This is a genomic window from Dyella choica (assembly GCF_003977665.1).
Lineage (GTDB): Bacteria > Pseudomonadota > Gammaproteobacteria > Xanthomonadales > Rhodanobacteraceae > Dyella_B > Dyella_B choica.
Genome location: NZ_RYYV01000002.1, coordinates 388,506 through 406,105 on the forward strand (window position 1 = coordinate 388,506; position 17,600 = coordinate 406,105).

The window sequence follows — 17,600 nt, forward strand, 5'->3', positions numbered from 1 at the left end:
CGTCATGGCCACGCCCGGCCGAATCCCGTTACTTGTCCTTGCCCTTCTTCGGCGGCGGCGTTTTTCCTTTCGGCTTGGCGTCACCCTTGAGCTGCGCGATATGCGCCGCTTCGCTCGCCTGCCTGGGCGTTGCGGCCAGCTTTCGCTGCACCGCGCCCGCACCCTCGCCCTGTCCCGCCGCCGGTTCGGCGGCCATCTTGGTTTGCGTCGGTTTGTTCGTCTTCATGGATTCTCCACCCTTGGTTTGAGCATGTGATAGGCAATCGTGGCGATCAGCGCCACCAACAGCACGCCCAGCAGCGCATTGCCCCGGCGAACCTGCACCAGGGCCGGGTCACCCACCAGCAGCAAGGCCCCCAACCCCAGGAAGGCGATGGCGCCCAGCAACAGACCCAACTGGTAAGGCAGGCCGACCTGCCGGATGCGACAGCTGGACCGGTAGAACGCGAACGCGATCAGCCACAGCAACAACAGCCCTTCGGCGGCCATGCGCAACGGCCAGCGGTAATCGCAGATCCATGCGTTCAACTTTTCCGTGCGCAGGTGGCGCGCCAGGAACATGGCGCGGATGCGCCCCGCGATCATGGGACCGGACTTCTGCCCCATGTCCGGTGCGGCCCAGAAGCCGGTGCCGCCGAAGTTGTCGGAAGCGTAAGCCAGGTTTTCGGTCAGTTCGTATTCGCTGTGGGCGCCGCTGGAAACAATCGGAACCACGCGGTGCAGCAGCATGCGGGTATCCACCTCTTCAAGGCTCTGGTCCTTGTCGATGGTGGAAATCACATCGCGCATGCTGCGTTCGGTGGGCTGCGTCAGCAGCAGCAAATAACGCACCGTAAGATTGGTGTTGCTGAGGTAGCGGGCACTGTCGCCGGCGGCATACTGGCCGCGCGAAGAGGGGGCTTCGGCCTGGCGCACGAATTGGTTCATTTCGGCGACTTGCCAACTCGCATCGGGGGCGGTCAGGTCCGCATCGCGCAGCACGATGTTGAGCACGTATGGGCGGCTACGCTGGCGCAATTCCTTGATCAGCGCCTGGATCTGCTGATCGCGATAGCGAATGAACGCCGGACGCAGCGGATCTTTCGCGTCCGGGATCCGGTCCAGGTAGAGCGTCAGGCCGTTGCCGTAACGCTCGACGCGGGCAAAGCCCGGCACCCAGGCATGGCTGCGCGAGGCCAGGTCGGGAAGCGGCGTGTCGATGAAATCGGCCGCCTCCGTAGCCAATCGCGTGGTGCTGCGCGCAATGTCGTCGTCACCGGCGGTTTTCAGGAATTGCCAATCGTTGTGGTAAATCGTGAAGTCCAGGGCGGTGCGGTGTTGTTGCGCCTCGACGATGAAATCGGTTTGCGGGGAAGCATTCCAGGCCGGCTCGACCAGGTCGCCATTGTCCTTATACCAAAGCGCAAACACGCTGATGCGCGAGAGCAGGCTGAAATCCAGCCGCACCGGCTGGTCCTGGTTGTGCCAGAACGGATAGAAGCCGTAGACCTCGCCGGTGAGCTCGCGTACGCAGCCGCAGCCCTTGCCACTCCATTTGGGTGCCGCCGGATTCAACAGCGAATGCGACTCCATGGCCTTGTCGATCAGCAGGTTGCGCAAGGCCGGACTCATCAGCCATTGCGGCAGCTGTTTCCATGGCAGCGGGTCGCGTGGCAGGTAGTCGTCCTGCTTGGCCAGCTTCGCCCAGTCGGGCGGGCAATCGCTTGCATTGATGGTCGGCGCCGGGCGCCCCTGCTTGCTGGCGGCCGCAACGATCAGTGCCTCGGAGAAGCGGCACAATCGCGTATCGAGCGCTGCAGCGAACAGCTCACGCCCGGGATACTCCACGCCGAGCAAGGGTTCCAGCATGCGTTGGAACTGCGCCTTGGCGTCGTCCTCGATCGCGGCATCGCCTTGCGGGGCGGTGTCGTCGTTCGGATCGCCCTGCCCGTTGTCATCCGCTTCGTCGGCCGGCGCCTCGCCGCCAGCCTTGGCGGCATCCGCGGACATCTGCTTCAGCTCATCGAGGACGTCTTTGTCCTTGAAGATGGCGTCGGAGAGCATGTACGTGTCCATCTCGGACTCCGGTGAAGACGGCGCCGCCAAGGTGTCGGCGAGCGGCAACGTACTCAACGGTTTGGGCGGCAGCGGCGGCTTGGGCGGCGCCGGCTTGGGAGGTACCGGCGGGACTGGACGCACCGGCGGCGCGGGCTGCCAGGGCGCGATGATCGTCAGCCGATAGGTCTGCTGCGCCGTGCAGCCATGGTGATCGCGCACGCTGGCCATGAATACCGCGATATACGGCAAGGAACTCGGCGCTCCGGCCAAGGTGCCGTCGGTGCTGAGCGTAATGCCGGGCGGAAGGCTGCCGGAGTGATAGCTGTATGGCGGCACGCCACCGGTAGCGCGTATGACGTAGTGATACGGCTGGCCGATCGTGCCATCCGGCAATGTCGTCACGCTGCTGCCCAGTTGCAACGGGTCTACGTTGGTGCAGGAAACAGCTCTTGCCGCGCCCGGCGCCATGGCAAGCATCATCAACACTATGCCGCAGCAACGCAGAACGAGTTTACGTAAGCTGCTGCCAGAGAACAGGAACGGCATCATGCTACCGTCCTCCCTTCCTTGCTCAATTCCTTGGCCAGCGCCATGCGCAAATGGGCTGCGCCGACTTGCGCCGTACCGCTGCGCGCGGCCTGCAGCACAGCGAAGCGCAACACGTTTACGATCGCACCGCCCGACAGTACGTGCTGTTCGGCGATCGCCTCGAGGTCGACGTCCGGCGCGAGACGCCCATTCTGCGGCAGCAGGCCGCGCCATAGCCGAAGGCGTTGGTCGGCGTCGGGCATCGGGAAATACACCATCGACTGGAAGCGGCGCGAAAACGCCTCGTCGATGTTGCCGCGCAAATTGCTGGCCAGAATCACCACCCCGGGAAAGTCCTCCACTCGTTGCAACAAATAGGCGATTTCCTGGTTGGCATGCCGGTCGTTGCTGTTCTGCACGGCACTGCGCTTGCCGAACAACGCATCGGCTTCGTCGAAGAACAGCACCCAATGCCGGCTCTGCGCCTGGTCGAACACGCGCGCCAGGTTTTTCTCGGTCTCGCCGATGTACTTGGACACCACCATCGACAGGTCGATGCGATAGACGTCCACGCCGGCGCTTTGGCCCAGCAGTGTCGCGGTCAGCGTCTTGCCCGTTCCTGGCGGTCCATAGAACAGACTGCGATAGCCGGGCTTGACCGCGCGGCCCAGGCCCCAGTCGCGCATCAGTTCGGGCCCTCGATGCATCCAGGTCTGGATCACGCTGATTTCGTCGAACACGTCCGCGGTCAGCACCAGGTCCGACCAGTCGAGGTCGGTGGTGATGCGCTTGGCCGGGAACTGGATGTTGTAGTCGGGCTTGTGCCATACACCGGTCTGCAGGCGTTGCAATGTTTCAGCGCTGACGCTCAGCGCACCGCTGAGTTGCGGCTCGTTGCTGGCGCCTTCGCAGTCCAGGCGCAGGATGTCGCGAGCCATGAAGGGACGCTGCGGATCGAACAGGTCGAACAGCGCGATGCGCCGCGCGAGATCGTCGCCGGCCACCAGGAACGCCGCGGTCTCGCCGGTGGGCAGGAAACCGCCATGGCGCTGCGCCTTCCAGCCGCCGAATTCGGTGAAGCCGCGATCGAGGTTCTGGTTGCGCACGAACAGTAGATCGAGCACGCCGGGCCGCAGGTGCGGCGCCAGGGCCAGCGCCAGCACGGCGCGTTCGGCCGCAAGCAGGCCCTGCTCGTCAATCAGTTGGGCCAGCGCGCTGCCGGGTGGCAAAGACGGCGGCGGCGGCGCTGCGTCAAATCCTTGTGCCTGCTGCTGAAAATGCTGTTCCAGGCGCAGGTTGAGCACCGCTTCCAGCCAGTCGAGCTCCAGGCTCAGAGCCGCTGCATGCAGCGCGTAGCGATCGTCAACGCCAGTCGACATGGATCGCTCCTTTCATCCACGGCAGCTTGATCGTTGCGTAGCTCCAGGGCAGCCGGTCCAGCAGCACGTCGAACGGACCGGGCTGGACTTTCAGGCGCCAGTGTTCGCCCTCGTGCGCTTCGTGCTCGACCAGCCGGCCGATACGCTGCATGAAGGTCTGGCGCAATCCTCGCGCCGTGGTGCTGCCCAGGGCCTTCCAGTGCGCGACCACGGCGGACAGCAGGCTGTCGAGCGTGGGCATGATGTGATCCAGCGGCAGCGCCGGCGGCACCGCTTCGTCGATCGGCACGCCGCACAACAATTTGTTGAGCACCCATTCGTGCTCTTCGCTATCGGCATGGCCGTCGCTGAGATACGCCAGGCAATGCACAGCGCGGTATTGCGCCTCTTCATCCACGAATGCATCGCCTTCGAGCAGGCCAAGCATGCCGAACAATCGCGGCGCGTAATTGGCCAGCAGCACCAGGCCCGCGTTGGCGATGTAGATCGCTTCGTTGTCCGGATGGTCGTCGGCGGGCGATATGGTGCCGTCGCCATTGCGGCTTGTGCGAATGCGCGGTGGTTCAGCCTGCTCGGCCGATACGCGCGAGGGCGACGATGAGGGCCGGCCGCCCGCAAGCAGCGGATCGACCGCAGCCGGTTCTTCGGCCAAGGCTTGCAGGGCCTTTTGCCATACGCCCTGCCAGGCAACATGGTCCTGCGGCACGCGATCGGTTTCACCCAGGTAGGCCAGGCTGTAGTCGAGCAGATAGGTCTGCAAGGGCGAAAGCCCCAGGCCCGCCTCGCGCACGCGAGGATCCATCTGATGCGCAAGGGCGAACTGGCGCAGAGATTCATGCCAGATCGCGCTGAGGATCACTTCTTCCATGGGTTTGCTGGCCGCCGCTTCGCGATGAGCGCTGTCGGCCTCATCGCGCAGTGCCTGCCAGTGCAAGTCGGGTTGCGGGCCCAGCAGGCGCGACTGCACGCCGCGCAGCAAACTGCGCCGCAAGCCCGACGCTCCCCATGCCGGCGCAGCCGCATCCATCAAGATGCCGATCCGGAAGGCCTCGCTTTCACCCAATTGCGCGAGCAGCGTGCCACCCAAGGCAGCCATCAAACGCTGTACACGTGCAATGCCTAAGATACTTCCGCCCTGCCCCCACAAAGCATGCAAGCCAGCTACGCGCCAGGCTTGCCGCACTTGCCCAAGCTGATAGGTGCTGAGGCGTCCTTGCGCGCGCAGCGGTTCCAGCACGCTGCTGTCCAGATCTTCCAGCGCATGCGCCAGCTCGGCATGGCGCAAGGCCAGCAAGGCCTGCAAACCGTGGCATGGCGTGATGTGTCCGAGCCGGCGCAGCGTACGGTCGGCGTGCGGCAAGCGTAGTAGCGCCGGCCAGAGCCGCGGACCCAGGCGCCGCGTCAGGCTGGTCAGCCAATCGGCCATGGCGCCTGCGGCCTGCGGCGCCATCGACCAGTGCAGCCGGCCATGTTCAAGGTAATACAGGAAATGCACCAGCTCCCGATCATCGACGTGGCTTGCCGATGCTCTGGCACGGCCATCGGCCAGATCCTGCTGTTGCAGGCGCTGCAAGGCGATGTCGACCGCCTCCTCCAATCGTCGCCCCCATGCATCGGTGTCGGCGGTCGTAGTCAGATCCCCCAACTCGATCTCCAGTTGATCGATACGCCACACTTCACCGCGTGCGGACAAACGCTCGAACAGCGCATCCAGCACCCGCGCGCCCGGGCCGCGCAGAAACTCGCTCAATCGCTGCTGTTGCGCCAGACCGGCATGGCGGTCATGGCTGCGGCACGACCACTGCAGGGTTTCGATCACATGGCGGCTCATGCGGCGCCCCTCGCGTCATCGGGCCTGACCGCTTCCAGGTGCCGCCACAGCAGCCAGCGCAGCAGGCGCGTCCAGTCCTCCAGGCGGCGCTCTGCCGCGTCGCGCTCGCCGCTCGAGGAAAGCATCGCCGCACAATGCGCCTGCTTGGCATCCAGCCACGCCGCATAGCTGCGTTCGAATCGCAGCAGCGCCGCAGCGTCCAGCCATAAAGTCTGCAAGCGCAAATGGGCGGGCGCGTTCAACGCCAGCGTTTCCATCGCAACGCGGCGGAACGATGCACTGTTTCCGCGCGCGGTCCATGCCGGAAACACGGCCGTCACGCGATAACGGTAGAAGTCATCCGGTATGTCCGGGTCGCTACCACTGAGTGGACGCAGCAAGACATGCTCGACCAGGTGAAAGCCTTCGCATTCGAGCTGCAGCCGGCAGGCGAATTCATGCAGGCAGATCGCTGCCGCTTCCGGCGAAAGGCGCGCAGAGCGTAGCTGCAGGCGCCAGCAAGGCCCCTTGTCGTCACTGGCGAGCCAGACGGCACCCGCATCCATGTGCTTATAACGCTCTGCATGAACTGCACTACGCAACAGCGCGGGAGGCAATGCGCGCAGGTCCAGCTCGGGAAAGTGCAAGGCAAGGACCCGTGCGGCGCCGGCCAAATCCTTGCCCATGCTATCCAGCACCCGCTGGCGGCGTGGACTGAACAGCACGGGCGGCTGCGTTTTCGCCGGGAGCGCGTCTGTGGCGGCAGCAGCATCCGCTTCCGCCGTCAATCCGATTTGCGCCTCGCTCATGGCGGGCAGCAGCAGGCGGCTGTGGTGATATTTGAACGCCAGCAACAGACTTGCCCGCTGCTGCAGTGCCGAGGTATTGCCGCGTCGGCCGAGCGAACGGCGGCTGTAGTCGATAGCGCCATGCCGGTCGCGCGTAAGCGTGGCGATACGTAGCAGCATCAGGCGTTTCTGTTCGAACAGATGCCGGCGCCACGCCTCGGCGCCGAAATACCAGCCGAACGGGCGAATGCTGCCCTGCCAGCACCCCTCGCCGTACAGCGCGAGCAAGTGGTCGAGCACACGCCCGCGCCGCTCCAGCACATCGTCGGCGGAGGCGAACACGTTTTCGCGAATCTGCTCGCGATCCATCGTGTAGAGCACATCGAGCCCGGCGATGTGCTCGTCGCCGAGCACTTGCCAGGCGTAGCTCGCCATCGGTTTGCCGACCATCGTATAGAGCTTGCGCAGATGGTGGGTTTGCGCATCGCCGTGCGCCAGCCATTGCTCCAGTAGCGCCAGGTAGGCATGAAATTGCGCGGCTTCCGCCGCATGGATGGGCGCACCGGTCAGATCGACGCGCTCGCGATAAATGGGCGGCAACTGATGTTGCAGCGATACGTACGCCTCAGGCGGCAGATACTCACCTTGTGGCCGCGCCAACGGCGAGCCGGTCGCGGTGGGCGCGCTGTCGGCGGCGGCGCGGCCATCGGCATTGCGGCGCAGGTCGTCCAGGCGCTGCAGCAAAGCATCCTGCGCGATCCCGATCGGCACGCCGCGTCGCTTGATCTGCCACGCCGCCACCGCTTCCGGCTGGTCCGGCCAGCGCAGGCGCAATACCCAATCATCCCCATGGCGTGGCAAGGCGCCGCCGGAACCATCCAGTCCATGCGCGTCCAGGCTGATGTCGCTGACTTCGAGCACGCCATCGACGCCCAGCGCAATGCGTGCCAGATCACCGAAATACACCCGACTCTCCAGGTCGCGTTCGAGGCTGTCGGTATCGATCCAACCCTGTCGCATGCGTGGGCCGTCCAACGCGTCGGCCAACGATACCGCGCCATCCTGCGCAACCAGGCGAGCCATCAGCGACAGGCGCCGCGGAGCCGCGTCGATGTGCTCGGCGCAGCGCGCCACCAACTCGGCCAGAATCTCCTCCGGCGTGCGCGCACCCTCGATGCTCAAGTTCAATTGCAGCGTGCACCAGCGCGGCTTGAGTACGCTGGGCAAGGCCGCCAGGTCTTCGCCGAGACTGCGCTGCGCCCAATATGCACGCGCCGCCGCAGCGGTAGCCGTTTCCGCGTGCGTGGTAAGCGCTTCCAGGTCCATGCGCCACAGGCCATTGCTGTCCGGCAAGGAGGCATGCACCTGCAGCGCGCCCGGCACGCGGTCGAGCAGCCAGCGCATGTAGTCCATGCTTGTGCAGGGCCGGCACGGCAGGATTTCTTCCGCCGCGCGCAGGCCCAGCCGACGGTAATGGATGCGACCGTCCGGGGCCGCCAGCAGATCCACCAGCGGCTGCTGCGCGCCGAATAGATTCTCGGTCAGCGCATAGCACAGCGCATCCAGCAGGGTGACGCCGGGGTCGTGGTAGTTGAAGTCGGTCCACTGCTCGCCGCTGAGCGCCTGCAGGAAGGTCAGCGCCCGATCGCGCAGGGCCTCGTAGGCAAACGGATCATCGCCGCGATGCCGCGCGATCAGCGCGGGCGAAGGCCCCACTGACGGTTTGGCGGGGTCCGTAGCGGGAGTTGCAATACCCGTGCTGGCATCGATCCGCGCGTTCACCGCTGCCCCTCGTCCATGTGCGGGTCGAACCACAGCTGCGTGACGTGCGCCTTGATCACGATGCCACGGCCATAATCGCAACCGGTGCGTATCTGCAATCGGTACGCGGCATTGCGGCCGCTGCTGCCGCGCCAACGCAATTGCAGGCGGTCGCAGCGACGCGCGTAAAACGCATTGGTGCTGCGGATGCCGCGCTTGCGATTGAGAAAATCGAGTATGCCCAGCGTGGGGTTGTAGGTATTGAGCGCGACTGCGTGCATCAGGGCGAACCTTCCCTTGCCCTGGTGACCGGCACCGGCCGTCAGCTCGAACGCCTGGCAGCCCTCCAGGTCGTCGGTCAGGTCATGCCATTCGCCGTCCGCCGGCAAAGGCTTGGGCGTCGCGCGCGCATAACTGCCGCGCCGCCCCTTGCTGCGCAGCACGCCGTCGACATCGAGGGTGGCTTCGGGTGCGGCAGTGCGGACGCCGATGCGCCCGGCCGGATCGAGACACCACAATGGCGTGGCGGCTTCCGCTTGGGCTTCCTGTGACGGTTCGGTGTTGCTGCGGATCAGCAACTGCCCTTGCGCTCCGCCGAAACCTACCGACCACAAGGGCTGGTCCGGATCCTGGTCGCGAAAGAAACTCAGCAAGGCTTCGTAACCCGCAGCGGCGGACACTTCGAAGCCACGCTCGACCGACTTGCGGAATCCCTCGTCGCTCATGTTGAGCATCGAGTCGATCAGGTCGGCAAAATGCTCCTGCGTCGGCAGCGCGCCGTCGCTGAAGTAGCCTCGCAGCGACTCTCGGTTGCGAATGGTCATGGCGTCCCCTGCCCGGTGGCCGGCGGCGCGCTGCCCAGGATGAAAGTTCCGCCGATTTCAAGCTTGCCCACGCCGGTGGCCTGTACGCCGCGCGTAGATGGCACGCCGATCAATTCGATCAGGTGGCGCGGCGTCGGCAAGACCAGGCTCCAGGGTTGCACGGGGCGAACCTGTCTCACCGCGGCGCCGTCGCGGGCACGCGCCGTATCCAGCAACTGATAAGTGTTGCTGTCGCTACGCACGATATGCAGCAGCGACATGGCACCCACCACTTCGACTTCGTCCAGTTCGCGTAAGCGTGCTTCGATCGCCTCGGCGCGCACGTCCCAATCGAAGTTGGCGCGGCAGCCGTCGGCATGCCATGGCGAGAGGAATTCGACGATGACCTGGTTGATGCGGATCAGCGCCGCGCCCGGGTGCACACCGCGAGCAAGACGCAAAGCGCAGCGCACCTGGATGCGCTCATAGACCGCGTTGCGCACCACGATACGTATGCCGGGCGCGCTGCGTTCGCGCAGATGGGAAGCCATTTCCTCCAGCACCGCCGCGTCGAAACGCGGCGCCTCGGTGCTGTGGAACAACGCGCCCTGGCGCGGCGCGGGCACCACTACCACCAGCGCCCCTCCGGGCTGGCCGGACAGGGCCGCGGTCGGCGCCTCGCCATTGGCGAAGCATTTCACTTTGTACACGGTGGGGAATGCGTCCAGCAGCAGACGTTCGTAATCCCATGGCGTGCTGGCCCGGTTCTTGTGGCGCAAACGCTCGGCACTGCGTACCCGCAGCATGTCGGCCGCTTCCGGCTGGCCCAGCCCGAATGACGGTCCCACCTGCTGGATCGTGCGCAAGCCGCCGATCGGGTGCAGCGGAGTGCGAATGGTGCCCGGCGGCAGCGATGTGCACGGCTCGTTGGCGCGCCGCGGATGCACCCGCCGCGCCGTCACCGCCTGGGTATACACACCGTACAAACCAGCCAGGCGCTCAAGCACGCCATCGGCACTCAGGCGCAGCCAATAGCAACTGCCGGGCAATTGCGGGCAATCGCAGCTCATGCCATCCGGCAGGTCGAGCAAGACGATGCCGCTGCGCAGGAAGCCCAGCGTGCCGTCCGCCAGCGTGCGATCGGTTTCCAGCGTGCGCCAGCCCTTTTCACGCCATACTGCCCACGATAGCTGTGGCAATGCCGCCTGCCAGCATTCCTCTGCACTTTCCGCACGCAGATGGAAATACAAGCTGAGCGCGCCAGCAGGGTTTGAGCCGGACAGCCCCAGGTACAAGTTGCCGTCGTTGAAATAGCGGGGCAGCAACGGCACTCCGTCCATGCCTGGCCGCGCGCGTGGGATGTCGTGGCCGAACGGATGCAGGTGGAACAGTCGCCCCGGTGCTGACGCCTGCGCCATCTGATTGAGCGAAATGCGCTGGCTGGCGAAGTAGTCGAGCGAGATCTGCTCCACCGCAGGAGTGTAGGGTTCCTGCGGCAACGGCACCTTCAGTTTGGCGCGCTTCAAGCGTGCGTTGACGGTCAGCGCTTCCGACAGCAGGCGCGGATACAAGGCATGGCCGAAAGCTGCGCCCGGCGCGCACAGTTCCAGCCTGAAAAAACCGTTGCGGGTGGTGGTGCCGTAGACGAATGGCTCGGGAACGCGCGTCTGGGGACGGTGATAGAGCGCCAGGTCCGTTTCCGGCAACGACAGGGTGACGGTGTCTTGCACGTGGCGCTCGCCGCGGAACAGGCTCATGGAGTCGCCGCTGCCGCCACGCCACTGGCCATCGCGCAGCAGCTCCGGGCGGACCTGGAAGGCCGCCGCCGACCACTCGCCCGGATAGCCGTGATAGCGCGTAGCAAAACCGCCTTCTTCAGCCGGCAGTTGCCCCCAACGCAGGTTTACCCGCAGCGCCCGCAACGGCTTGGCGGCGAGTTCTTCGTTGCCGAACAGGCAATAGGCACCCAAGCCCGGAATCGGTCCGAACGGCATGAACGGCTTGCCCGCATCCAGCCGGCCCAGCTGGTTGTACAGCACTATGTCGCGCACGCCGGTGACCTGGGTGGACAGCACGATGTCATGCAGGATCAACTGCTGCAGCAGGCTATAGGCATACAGCCGCGTGCGGTTCTGCAGAGTAAGCCTCAGCGCCGGCTGCGCCGGCCACATATCGCCGTGAACGGCAGCCTTGCATGGCACGATCGGCGGTTGCTCCTGGCCCACGTGCATCAGCAGTTCGATCGAGCCGCCGAAGCCAAACCCGGCGTCGCTGCGCCGCCGCGCCAACACGTCACCCGGTACCAGCCAGCCGCCGACCACGCTGAACTCGGCGCGCCAGACGCCGCGAAAGACCCGCTCGAAAATCAATCCGCGATCGGGCAAGCCATGGCCTGCCGCATCGCCATCGGCGTGTTCATGCGGATGGATCAGGATCAATGGATCATCGATTTCGACCACCGCCAGGCCATCGTTGCCGAGCAAGCCGGCCGCATGCTTGCGCAAGGCCTCCACATCCAGCGGATGCAATTCCTCGCGGCCGGCAATCAGCCATACCGCGAACAGACGGCCCAGGTTTTGATGGAACTGCCGTATGTCATCTGTTGCCAGGCAACACGCAAGCAGATAACACAAGCGCACATCGCCTGCCGGACGCGGCGCGCGCGACCAGGCGGCATTCGCCCGTTGCTCGACGCTGGCCAAGTCCGATGACAGGCGACGGCTGGGATGATGGCGCGCTTCGCTGCGATCAAGCGCCGCGAACACCCGTCCCAGCCACGCCGCATCGCGTTGCTGTTCATTGCAGCGAAGCAAGCTCGCCAACGCTTCGTCATCGTTGGCAGGGTGCGACAGGCGCAACAAGACTTGCACGCGACGATCGCCTTCCTTCAGCGCCAACATCGGCGAGGCCAGCGCAAAGCCCAGCGTCGCATTCTGCGCATTCGCCGCGGAACCTTTCGCATGGCCGCCGAGCAGCGGCCACCAGGGCGGGTTTTCCGCGTAGGCCGCATCCGGCGGCATCAGCGCAATCGCCTGCGCCATCACCCTGGTCGCATAAGCGAAATCCTTCTCGGGCGAGATCAGTGCATCACGCTCCAGCCTTACGCTGTAAAGTGCCGCCACTGCGCTATCGGTAACCTCCAGCGCCTGCTCGGCGGCAAATTCGATCGCCTTGCCGTCGATGTCCTTGCCGCCGACAAAACAGGCGCCACGCGATACCTGCACCGGCGCGGCAAAACGCGGATCGCGTTCGAAACGCAAATATACCCGCTCATGCGTCGGCGGCCGCGAACGCATGCGCAGCAAGTCGAGGTAATAGAAATCGGTGACGCGCTCGGGAAAGCGGTTGATCACCGTTCGCGATTCCTGATACAGCTGCAATGCAGCCAGCAACAGCCCGGCCGCCGGTTCATGCTTGCCGTTGAGCAGGCTTTGAGGCAATTGCGCCAGAGCCAACGGACGCAGGCGAGAAATCGCCACGCACAAAGCCCCCCACAGACGACGCAACACTTGCGTGCGTTGACTGGCATCCCCTTCGGCGACGACCGCGCCTGCATTGCCTGCATCCACGCGCCATACCGGATGCAACCGCCTGGTTTCTACCTGCTCCATGCCGTAGCAGCGCACTGCTTCCTGCAAGCCATCGCGCAAACCGCTGCCGACGGCCGCCATCATCGCCTGCAGCAGCTGCGTCGCCGTTGGCGTATCGTGCCGGGCAAGCCATTGGCACCAGTCGTCGAAACGGAACAGCAACTGGCGCACTCGCCACCACAGATGGCGTTCGCCGGCCCATGGCCATGCCTGCGCAAAGCCTTCCTGTACGCTCGCCAGCGGGAACGACGCGATTTCGGCCAGCAAGACGCTTTCATCGCGCTTGAGCGCATCGTCCCAACAGCCGGCATCGCTGCCGTCGCGTGTGGCAAAACGCAACTGCGCCGCAAGCCCGAGCGTGAGGCGAATTCGCTCGGCCAGCGTAATCTCGTCCGGCACGATATAGCCGGGCCGGAGTGCGGCGGAGAGGCGTTGATCCTGTTGCGTACCTGCGCTCATGGCATGACCGGATTCAGGCTCGCACCGGATTGGTGGCCTGGTGCAGGTAGAACGGATAGACCAGGTTGTGCCGCGTGTTGGTGCTGCGAATGGTGTAGTCGATCAGGATCTGAAGTCTTCCGTTCATCGCGTCGACCAAGGGGGCATCAATCCGGTTCAGGCTGATGCGCGGCTCATAGAACAGGATCGCCTTGCGGATCGCCTCCTTGATCTGGGTGACGGTCTGCTCGCTGGCTTCCTCGAACACCATGCGCCGCAAGTCGCTGCCGTACTTGGGCAGCATCACCCGTTCGCCCGGGTGCGTAGCCAGCAGGATGCGCAGGCTTTCGGCGATGTCGTCCGCGTCGGCCACCATCACCACCTCTTTGGTCCGCGGGTCGAACCGCGGCGGGAAACTCCACCCACGCCCCAGGAAGCCGGCCATGTTCAACCTCCGATCATGACCGTGGGACAGCCGAGCACGATGCTGCCGCCGTGCGCCGTGGTGTCGCCAATACGCGCGGCCGGCCGCCCGCTGATCATCACCGTGGCCGAGCCTTTGACGATCGAATCCGGCGGGCCGACGCAGGTGGCCATGTCGCCCACCACGGCCGCCGGCAGCTTGCCGATCATCACGGTGGGTACGCACGGCCCGCTGATCGGGCCGCCAACGTGCGGCACCGGCGGTACGCCCGGCGTCACCATCGGGCAAGTGTGCATATCGGTCAGGCGGGCGGCAGGCGGCATCGGATACCTCAATTGATCATGACCATCGCGCCCTTGACCGTGGTCTGTCCGGCGGCGGAAAGCTCGGCGGTGGCCGAGCCCTTGCCGGTGAACCCCACCTGGGCTTCGCATGTGACGTTGAGCCCGGTCGCCTTCAGCTCGGCCTGGGCATTGATGTTGATCGCCGCATTCGCGGTGATCGTTACCCCGCCCTGCGCGGTGAGCTTGATGTCGGACTGGCTGTTCAAGGCTATGCCCGCACTGGACAGCTTGATGCTGTTGTTGTGCTGGTCCTGCACGGTGATGGACTGGTTCTTGTCGTCGAGCACCACCTGGTTCTTGCCCGGCGTGATTACAGTGATGATCTTGTCCTGCTCGTTGAACTCGATCTTGTGCAGGCAGCGTGTGACGATCGCCTTGGTGTTGTTCTGCGCTTCGAGTGTGTAGGGCGGCTTGCGCGAACTGCTGTACAGCGACCCGAGCACCACCGGATGACTGGGATCGCCGTTGAGGTAGGCCAGCAGGACTTCATCGCCGACTTCCGGCAGGAAGAACGCGCCAAACGCATTGGAAGCATAGAACTGCAGCAGCCGCGCCCAGACACCCTGGGTCTGCGCCTGCAGCACCGGCACGTTGACCTGGATGCGCTGCTCACCTTCCGGATCACCGTCGAGCTTGAGCACCACGCCGATCTGCAAGCCGCTCACGCCGGGCAGCAAACCACCGTTGAGCGGCGCAGTGACGTCTTCGCGTTCCACGTGCCAGAACGGCCGCAGGCCGAATTCCACTTCCGTGGTCCAGCTGCCGTTACTGAGGTTGTGCTCAACTGTCGACACGTAGACTGATCCGCTGAAACGCGCGCCGACGCCTTTCGCCTCGATCAGGCTGTCGGGCACCGCACTGGCGTTGCCGCGAAAGCGCATGCGCCCCCGAATGCGCGCCAGGGCGGCCTTCTGTTGCGCGGCCTTGGCCCAGTCGGTCAGGGTCGCCATCGGCTGGGTGGCGCCGGTTTGCAGGATGTAAGTAGCGGGACTGGCTACCTGCGCCAAGGTCGCGCCGCTAAGATTGCCCTGCGCGTTGAGGCTGACGGGGCTGGCCGAACTGCCCTGCACTACCGCCTGTTGCTTGGGATCCCAGGATACCGCCTGCACCGCGGTGTACTGGGTACGTGCATCGATGTCCGCCTCGAACGACATCAAGTCGATACCCCAGGTCGTCGACAGCACCGCCGAGCCGGAGGTCTTGGGCGCTTTCACGCTCACCTTTCCCGCGTCGACGTTGACCAGCAGGCCGTTGGCGTCGGCGCGCGCCAGCATGAAATCCCAGTCGCTGCAGTAGAACTGCACCAGTTCGTCGTACTGGGTGCTGGTGCTGGCCACGTCCGCCGAGAGGCCATGGTTGCCGATCAGGCTGCTGATGATGTCGCTGTCTTTTTGCTGCAAGTAGTTGGCATTGCTGCGTCCGATGGTCATCTTGGCGGCCGCGTCGCGGCATTCGATCACCAGGCGCGAACTGCCATTGCCTTCGATCTTCACGCTATGGCGCACCACGATACCGGTGAACAGCGGCGCCTCGCTGTTGCCGTAACCGGCGTTGATGGTCAGCTCGACGCCAGGCGCAAAGGTGGCCGCGTCACTCAGCTTGAACTGGCCGGTGGGCATGTCGCCGTCGGCGAGCACGATCTCGGCCCAGGAGATGCGGTTGATCGCACGGCGCACGGTAACGGCTACGACTGGCAACGTGGTAAGCGCTGCACCGCCAGCGATGACGCTGACGCGGACGGGACCGTCGGTATTGGCGTTGGGAGAATCGGCCATCGCTCAACCCAGCGGCGGAAAGTGCAGCAACAGGCCCGGCCTGAGCGCGCGGAACGCGTGCAGGCCGTTGAAGCGGGCCACGTCCACGTAATAGCTGCTGTCGCCGTAGATTCGATGGCACAGCAAGGGCAGCGTATCGCCGTCCCTTACCACCACCGCGTGACTCAGGTCCGGCGACGACTGGTTGGCCTCCAGCGCCGCTTCCTGCGTGGATTTATAGCCCTGGAACGACATCGTCGCCTTGGCGCGCAGCGGCGTGCCGTTGGGGCGGAACAAGCTGTATTCGATGTTGAAGGTGGTGAGCCGCCCGAAAAACAGCAGCGTTCCCCACAGAATCTGCACCACATTCGGCTCGTGCTGCTGGCCGTTATAGGTGTACACGACCGCATTCAACAGGTCGAGCTGGTCCTGGACTTCCGCCAGGCTGACGCTGTCCGGAAGCGGCACCACGCCGGTGCCGTCGAATACCGTGGAAAAATCCAGGTTGCCCGGCTGCATGCGCGCGAAGTTTCGTCCGCTGCCGGTATCGCCCATCGGCACGCAGCCGCCGTAGTCAGTCTTACGCGCCATGCTCAGCTCGGATGGGTTGATCAGCAGCGAGATCGATGCGCCATCCGGTGTGGGCGTATCACCGCCGCTGCTGCACGCGGTGATCTTCAGCTGGGATTTGGCGGCGGAAAGGCTGTTTGGCATTCATCGCTCCCGCATCCGCTCGAACTCCGCCGCGATCAACGCTCGCGTGCGCTGGCGTTCCTCGCTGCCGCCCAGCTCGCCTTCGCAGTTGCCGCAATCCTCGCAGTCTTCGTCCTTCGCGGAGGCGGCTTTCGGGTCCTTTTTCTGCAGCACGGACTGCCCGGCATCGTTGTCGATGCTCGACTTGATCACCATCTGGCGAATTTCGATAGTCACGAATCGTATCCCGCTATAGGTCTTGCCTGGTCACCGTCTGATAGGCCAGTTCGATCGTCTCCAACGCCACCTCGTTCTTGGTGGAGTTGAACGTGTCGATCTCCCAGCGCACCGGATAGACGTTGCTGAACGACCAGCCGCGCAAGGGATTGGCCTTTTCATCCAGCAGTTTCACTTCCAGCGTCGCCAACTGGATCTGCACCGACAGGCCGCCCCCCAGCGTGCGCTGGCACCAACCCACCAGGGCGGACTCTTTCGACGCGACCCCCCGCTTGAGCGTAAGTCGCTTTTGCTTCACGCCGGTGGGCAGCTGATGCACGAAGCGGTTTTCGCCGCCTTCGCGCAATTCGTCCACCTCCATGTTCATCTCGATGCCGGCCACTTCCTGGAACGAACTGTCCGGACCCGACGAAGCATCCCCCAGCTTCACGCTGAAGCGGAACGCCGCCGGCAGCGCTGGTGCATAGGGATCGACGTAATTCGGGTCGTCGGGCGGAAACCCCGGATTAGCCATTGGCGATGGTCAGGCCTTCGTGAACGATCTCGATGGTCTCGATCGCCACCTCGTTGCCCTGCGCCTTGAGGTCGGTGCCGGTGATCTTGCTCGGCCAGGCGTTGGCCAGCGTCCACACCATGGTCGGCTTGCCGGATTCGTCCAGCAGGCTGATCGTTACCGGCAGGCGCTTGATCGTGTTCATCTTGATCTTGTTGAACCAGTCCCAGAACTTGTTGTCGCCCTTGAACACGCCCTTCTTCATGGTGACGTTGCTGTATTTCTTCAGCCCCGGCATCTTGATCGTCGAGTAGACCGGGCTGTTGCCGTGGCGATACTCGATCGGCTGCGCCTCGACATCGAGCCCGGACACTTCCTCGAACGACATCACCGCCGAATCCCACTTCACCTCGAAGTAGAACTTGGGCATCGGCCATACGTTTGTTGACTGCTGCGAACCATCGTCTGCCATACGAATACTCCGTCAATGCAAAGGTGGGGCGATACGCGGCGGGCGTCAT

Annotated in this window: 14 protein-coding genes; all 14 read right to left on the minus strand. The window is 64.6% G+C overall.

What is annotated here, in order from left to right; all coding sequences use genetic code 11:
* Positions 1-28 precede the first annotated feature (28 nt).
* Genes EKH80_RS04240 through EKH80_RS04305 form a run of 14 tightly spaced genes read right to left on the minus strand, consistent with a single transcriptional unit; the run spans position 29 to position 17,551 of the window.
* The gene (locus tag EKH80_RS04240) at positions 29-226 is read right to left on the minus strand and encodes a hypothetical protein (protein WP_126683473.1); all 198 of its coding nucleotides are present in this window, start codon (positions 224-226) and stop codon (positions 29-31) included.
* Positions 223-2,586, minus strand: coding sequence for an Ig domain-containing protein (locus EKH80_RS04245; protein ID WP_126683474.1), 2,364 nt, complete (start codon positions 2,584-2,586; stop codon positions 223-225). Before EKH80_RS04245 ends, EKH80_RS04240 begins: the two co-directional genes overlap by 4 nt.
* Positions 2,583-3,944: an ATP-binding protein gene (locus EKH80_RS04250; protein WP_126683475.1), complete on the minus strand. Its 1,362-nt coding sequence runs from the start codon at positions 3,942-3,944 to the stop codon at positions 2,583-2,585. Before EKH80_RS04250 ends, EKH80_RS04245 begins: the two co-directional genes overlap by 4 nt.
* Positions 3,928-5,775 (minus strand): contractile injection system tape measure protein, encoded by a 1,848-nt coding sequence (locus EKH80_RS04255; RefSeq protein ID WP_126683476.1) that lies wholly within the window; start codon positions 5,773-5,775, stop codon positions 3,928-3,930. The genes EKH80_RS04250 and EKH80_RS04255 overlap by 17 nt, the downstream gene beginning before the upstream one ends.
* Positions 5,772-8,324, minus strand: coding sequence for a hypothetical protein (locus tag EKH80_RS04260; protein WP_126683477.1), 2,553 nt, complete (start codon positions 8,322-8,324; stop codon positions 5,772-5,774). The genes EKH80_RS04255 and EKH80_RS04260 overlap by 4 nt, the downstream gene beginning before the upstream one ends.
* Entirely contained in the window at positions 8,321-9,127 is an 807-nt protein-coding gene (locus tag EKH80_RS04265; RefSeq protein WP_126683478.1) for a hypothetical protein, read from the minus strand. Before EKH80_RS04265 ends, EKH80_RS04260 begins: the two co-directional genes overlap by 4 nt.
* Positions 9,124-13,155 (minus strand): baseplate J/gp47 family protein, encoded by a 4,032-nt coding sequence (locus EKH80_RS04270; protein WP_126683479.1) that lies wholly within the window; start codon positions 13,153-13,155, stop codon positions 9,124-9,126. The genes EKH80_RS04265 and EKH80_RS04270 overlap by 4 nt, the downstream gene beginning before the upstream one ends.
* Before the next feature lie 13 nt (positions 13,156-13,168).
* A complete protein-coding gene (locus EKH80_RS04275) occupies positions 13,169-13,579 on the minus strand; it encodes a GPW/gp25 family protein (RefSeq protein ID WP_126683480.1) in 411 nt (136 codons plus the stop codon).
* A gap of 2 nt (positions 13,580-13,581) precedes the next feature.
* Positions 13,582-13,881, minus strand: a complete 300-nt coding sequence (locus tag EKH80_RS04280; protein ID WP_126683481.1) for a PAAR domain-containing protein — start codon at positions 13,879-13,881, stop codon at positions 13,582-13,584.
* An 8-nt stretch (positions 13,882-13,889) separates the two neighbouring features.
* Complete coding sequence (vgrG, locus tag EKH80_RS04285) at positions 13,890-15,677, minus strand: type VI secretion system tip protein VgrG (protein WP_126683482.1); 1,788 nt, start codon at positions 15,675-15,677, stop codon at positions 13,890-13,892.
* A gap of 3 nt (positions 15,678-15,680) precedes the next feature.
* Positions 15,681-16,370, minus strand: coding sequence for a LysM peptidoglycan-binding domain-containing protein (locus EKH80_RS04290; protein WP_126683483.1), 690 nt, complete (start codon positions 16,368-16,370; stop codon positions 15,681-15,683).
* Positions 16,371-16,586 carry a DUF5908 family protein gene (locus EKH80_RS04295; RefSeq protein ID WP_126683484.1) on the minus strand — a complete coding sequence of 72 codons (216 nt, stop codon included), beginning with the start codon at positions 16,584-16,586 and terminating at the stop codon, positions 16,371-16,373.
* Positions 16,587-16,599: 13 nt separating this feature from the next.
* Positions 16,600-17,100 (minus strand): phage tail protein, encoded by a 501-nt coding sequence (locus EKH80_RS04300; protein WP_126683485.1) that lies wholly within the window; start codon positions 17,098-17,100, stop codon positions 16,600-16,602.
* Positions 17,093-17,551, minus strand: coding sequence for a phage tail protein (locus tag EKH80_RS04305; protein WP_126683486.1), 459 nt, complete (start codon positions 17,549-17,551; stop codon positions 17,093-17,095). The genes EKH80_RS04300 and EKH80_RS04305 overlap by 8 nt, the downstream gene beginning before the upstream one ends.
* Positions 17,552-17,600: the final 49 nt, after the last annotated feature.

Bases quoted from the DNA above. Each gene is read 5' to 3' on its own strand.
- EKH80_RS04275 (WP_126683480.1), bottom strand. From the start codon at position 13,579: ATGGCCGGCTTCCTGGGGCGTGGGTGGAGTTTCCCGCCGCGGTTCGAC.
- EKH80_RS04265 (WP_126683478.1), bottom strand. From the start codon at position 9,127: ATGACCATTCGCAACCGAGAGTCGCTGCGAGGCTACTTCAGCGACGGC.
- vgrG (WP_126683482.1), bottom strand. From the start codon at position 15,677: ATGGCCGATTCTCCCAACGCCAATACCGACGGTCCCGTCCGCGTCAGC.
- EKH80_RS04250 (WP_126683475.1), bottom strand. From the start codon at position 3,944: ATGTCGACTGGCGTTGACGATCGCTACGCGCTGCATGCAGCGGCTCTG.
- EKH80_RS04300 (WP_126683485.1), bottom strand. From the start codon at position 17,100: ATGGCTAATCCGGGGTTTCCGCCCGACGACCCGAATTACGTCGATCCC.
- EKH80_RS04280 (WP_126683481.1), bottom strand. From the start codon at position 13,881: ATGCCGCCTGCCGCCCGCCTGACCGATATGCACACTTGCCCGATGGTG.
- EKH80_RS04290 (WP_126683483.1), bottom strand. From the start codon at position 16,370: ATGCCAAACAGCCTTTCCGCCGCCAAATCCCAGCTGAAGATCACCGCG.
- EKH80_RS04245 (WP_126683474.1), bottom strand. From the start codon at position 2,586: ATGATGCCGTTCCTGTTCTCTGGCAGCAGCTTACGTAAACTCGTTCTG.
- EKH80_RS04240 (WP_126683473.1), bottom strand. From the start codon at position 226: ATGAAGACGAACAAACCGACGCAAACCAAGATGGCCGCCGAACCGGCG.
- EKH80_RS04270 (WP_126683479.1), bottom strand. From the start codon at position 13,155: ATGAGCGCAGGTACGCAACAGGATCAACGCCTCTCCGCCGCACTCCGG.
- EKH80_RS04305 (WP_126683486.1), bottom strand. From the start codon at position 17,551: ATGGCAGACGATGGTTCGCAGCAGTCAACAAACGTATGGCCGATGCCC.
- EKH80_RS04255 (WP_126683476.1), bottom strand. From the start codon at position 5,775: ATGAGCCGCCATGTGATCGAAACCCTGCAGTGGTCGTGCCGCAGCCAT.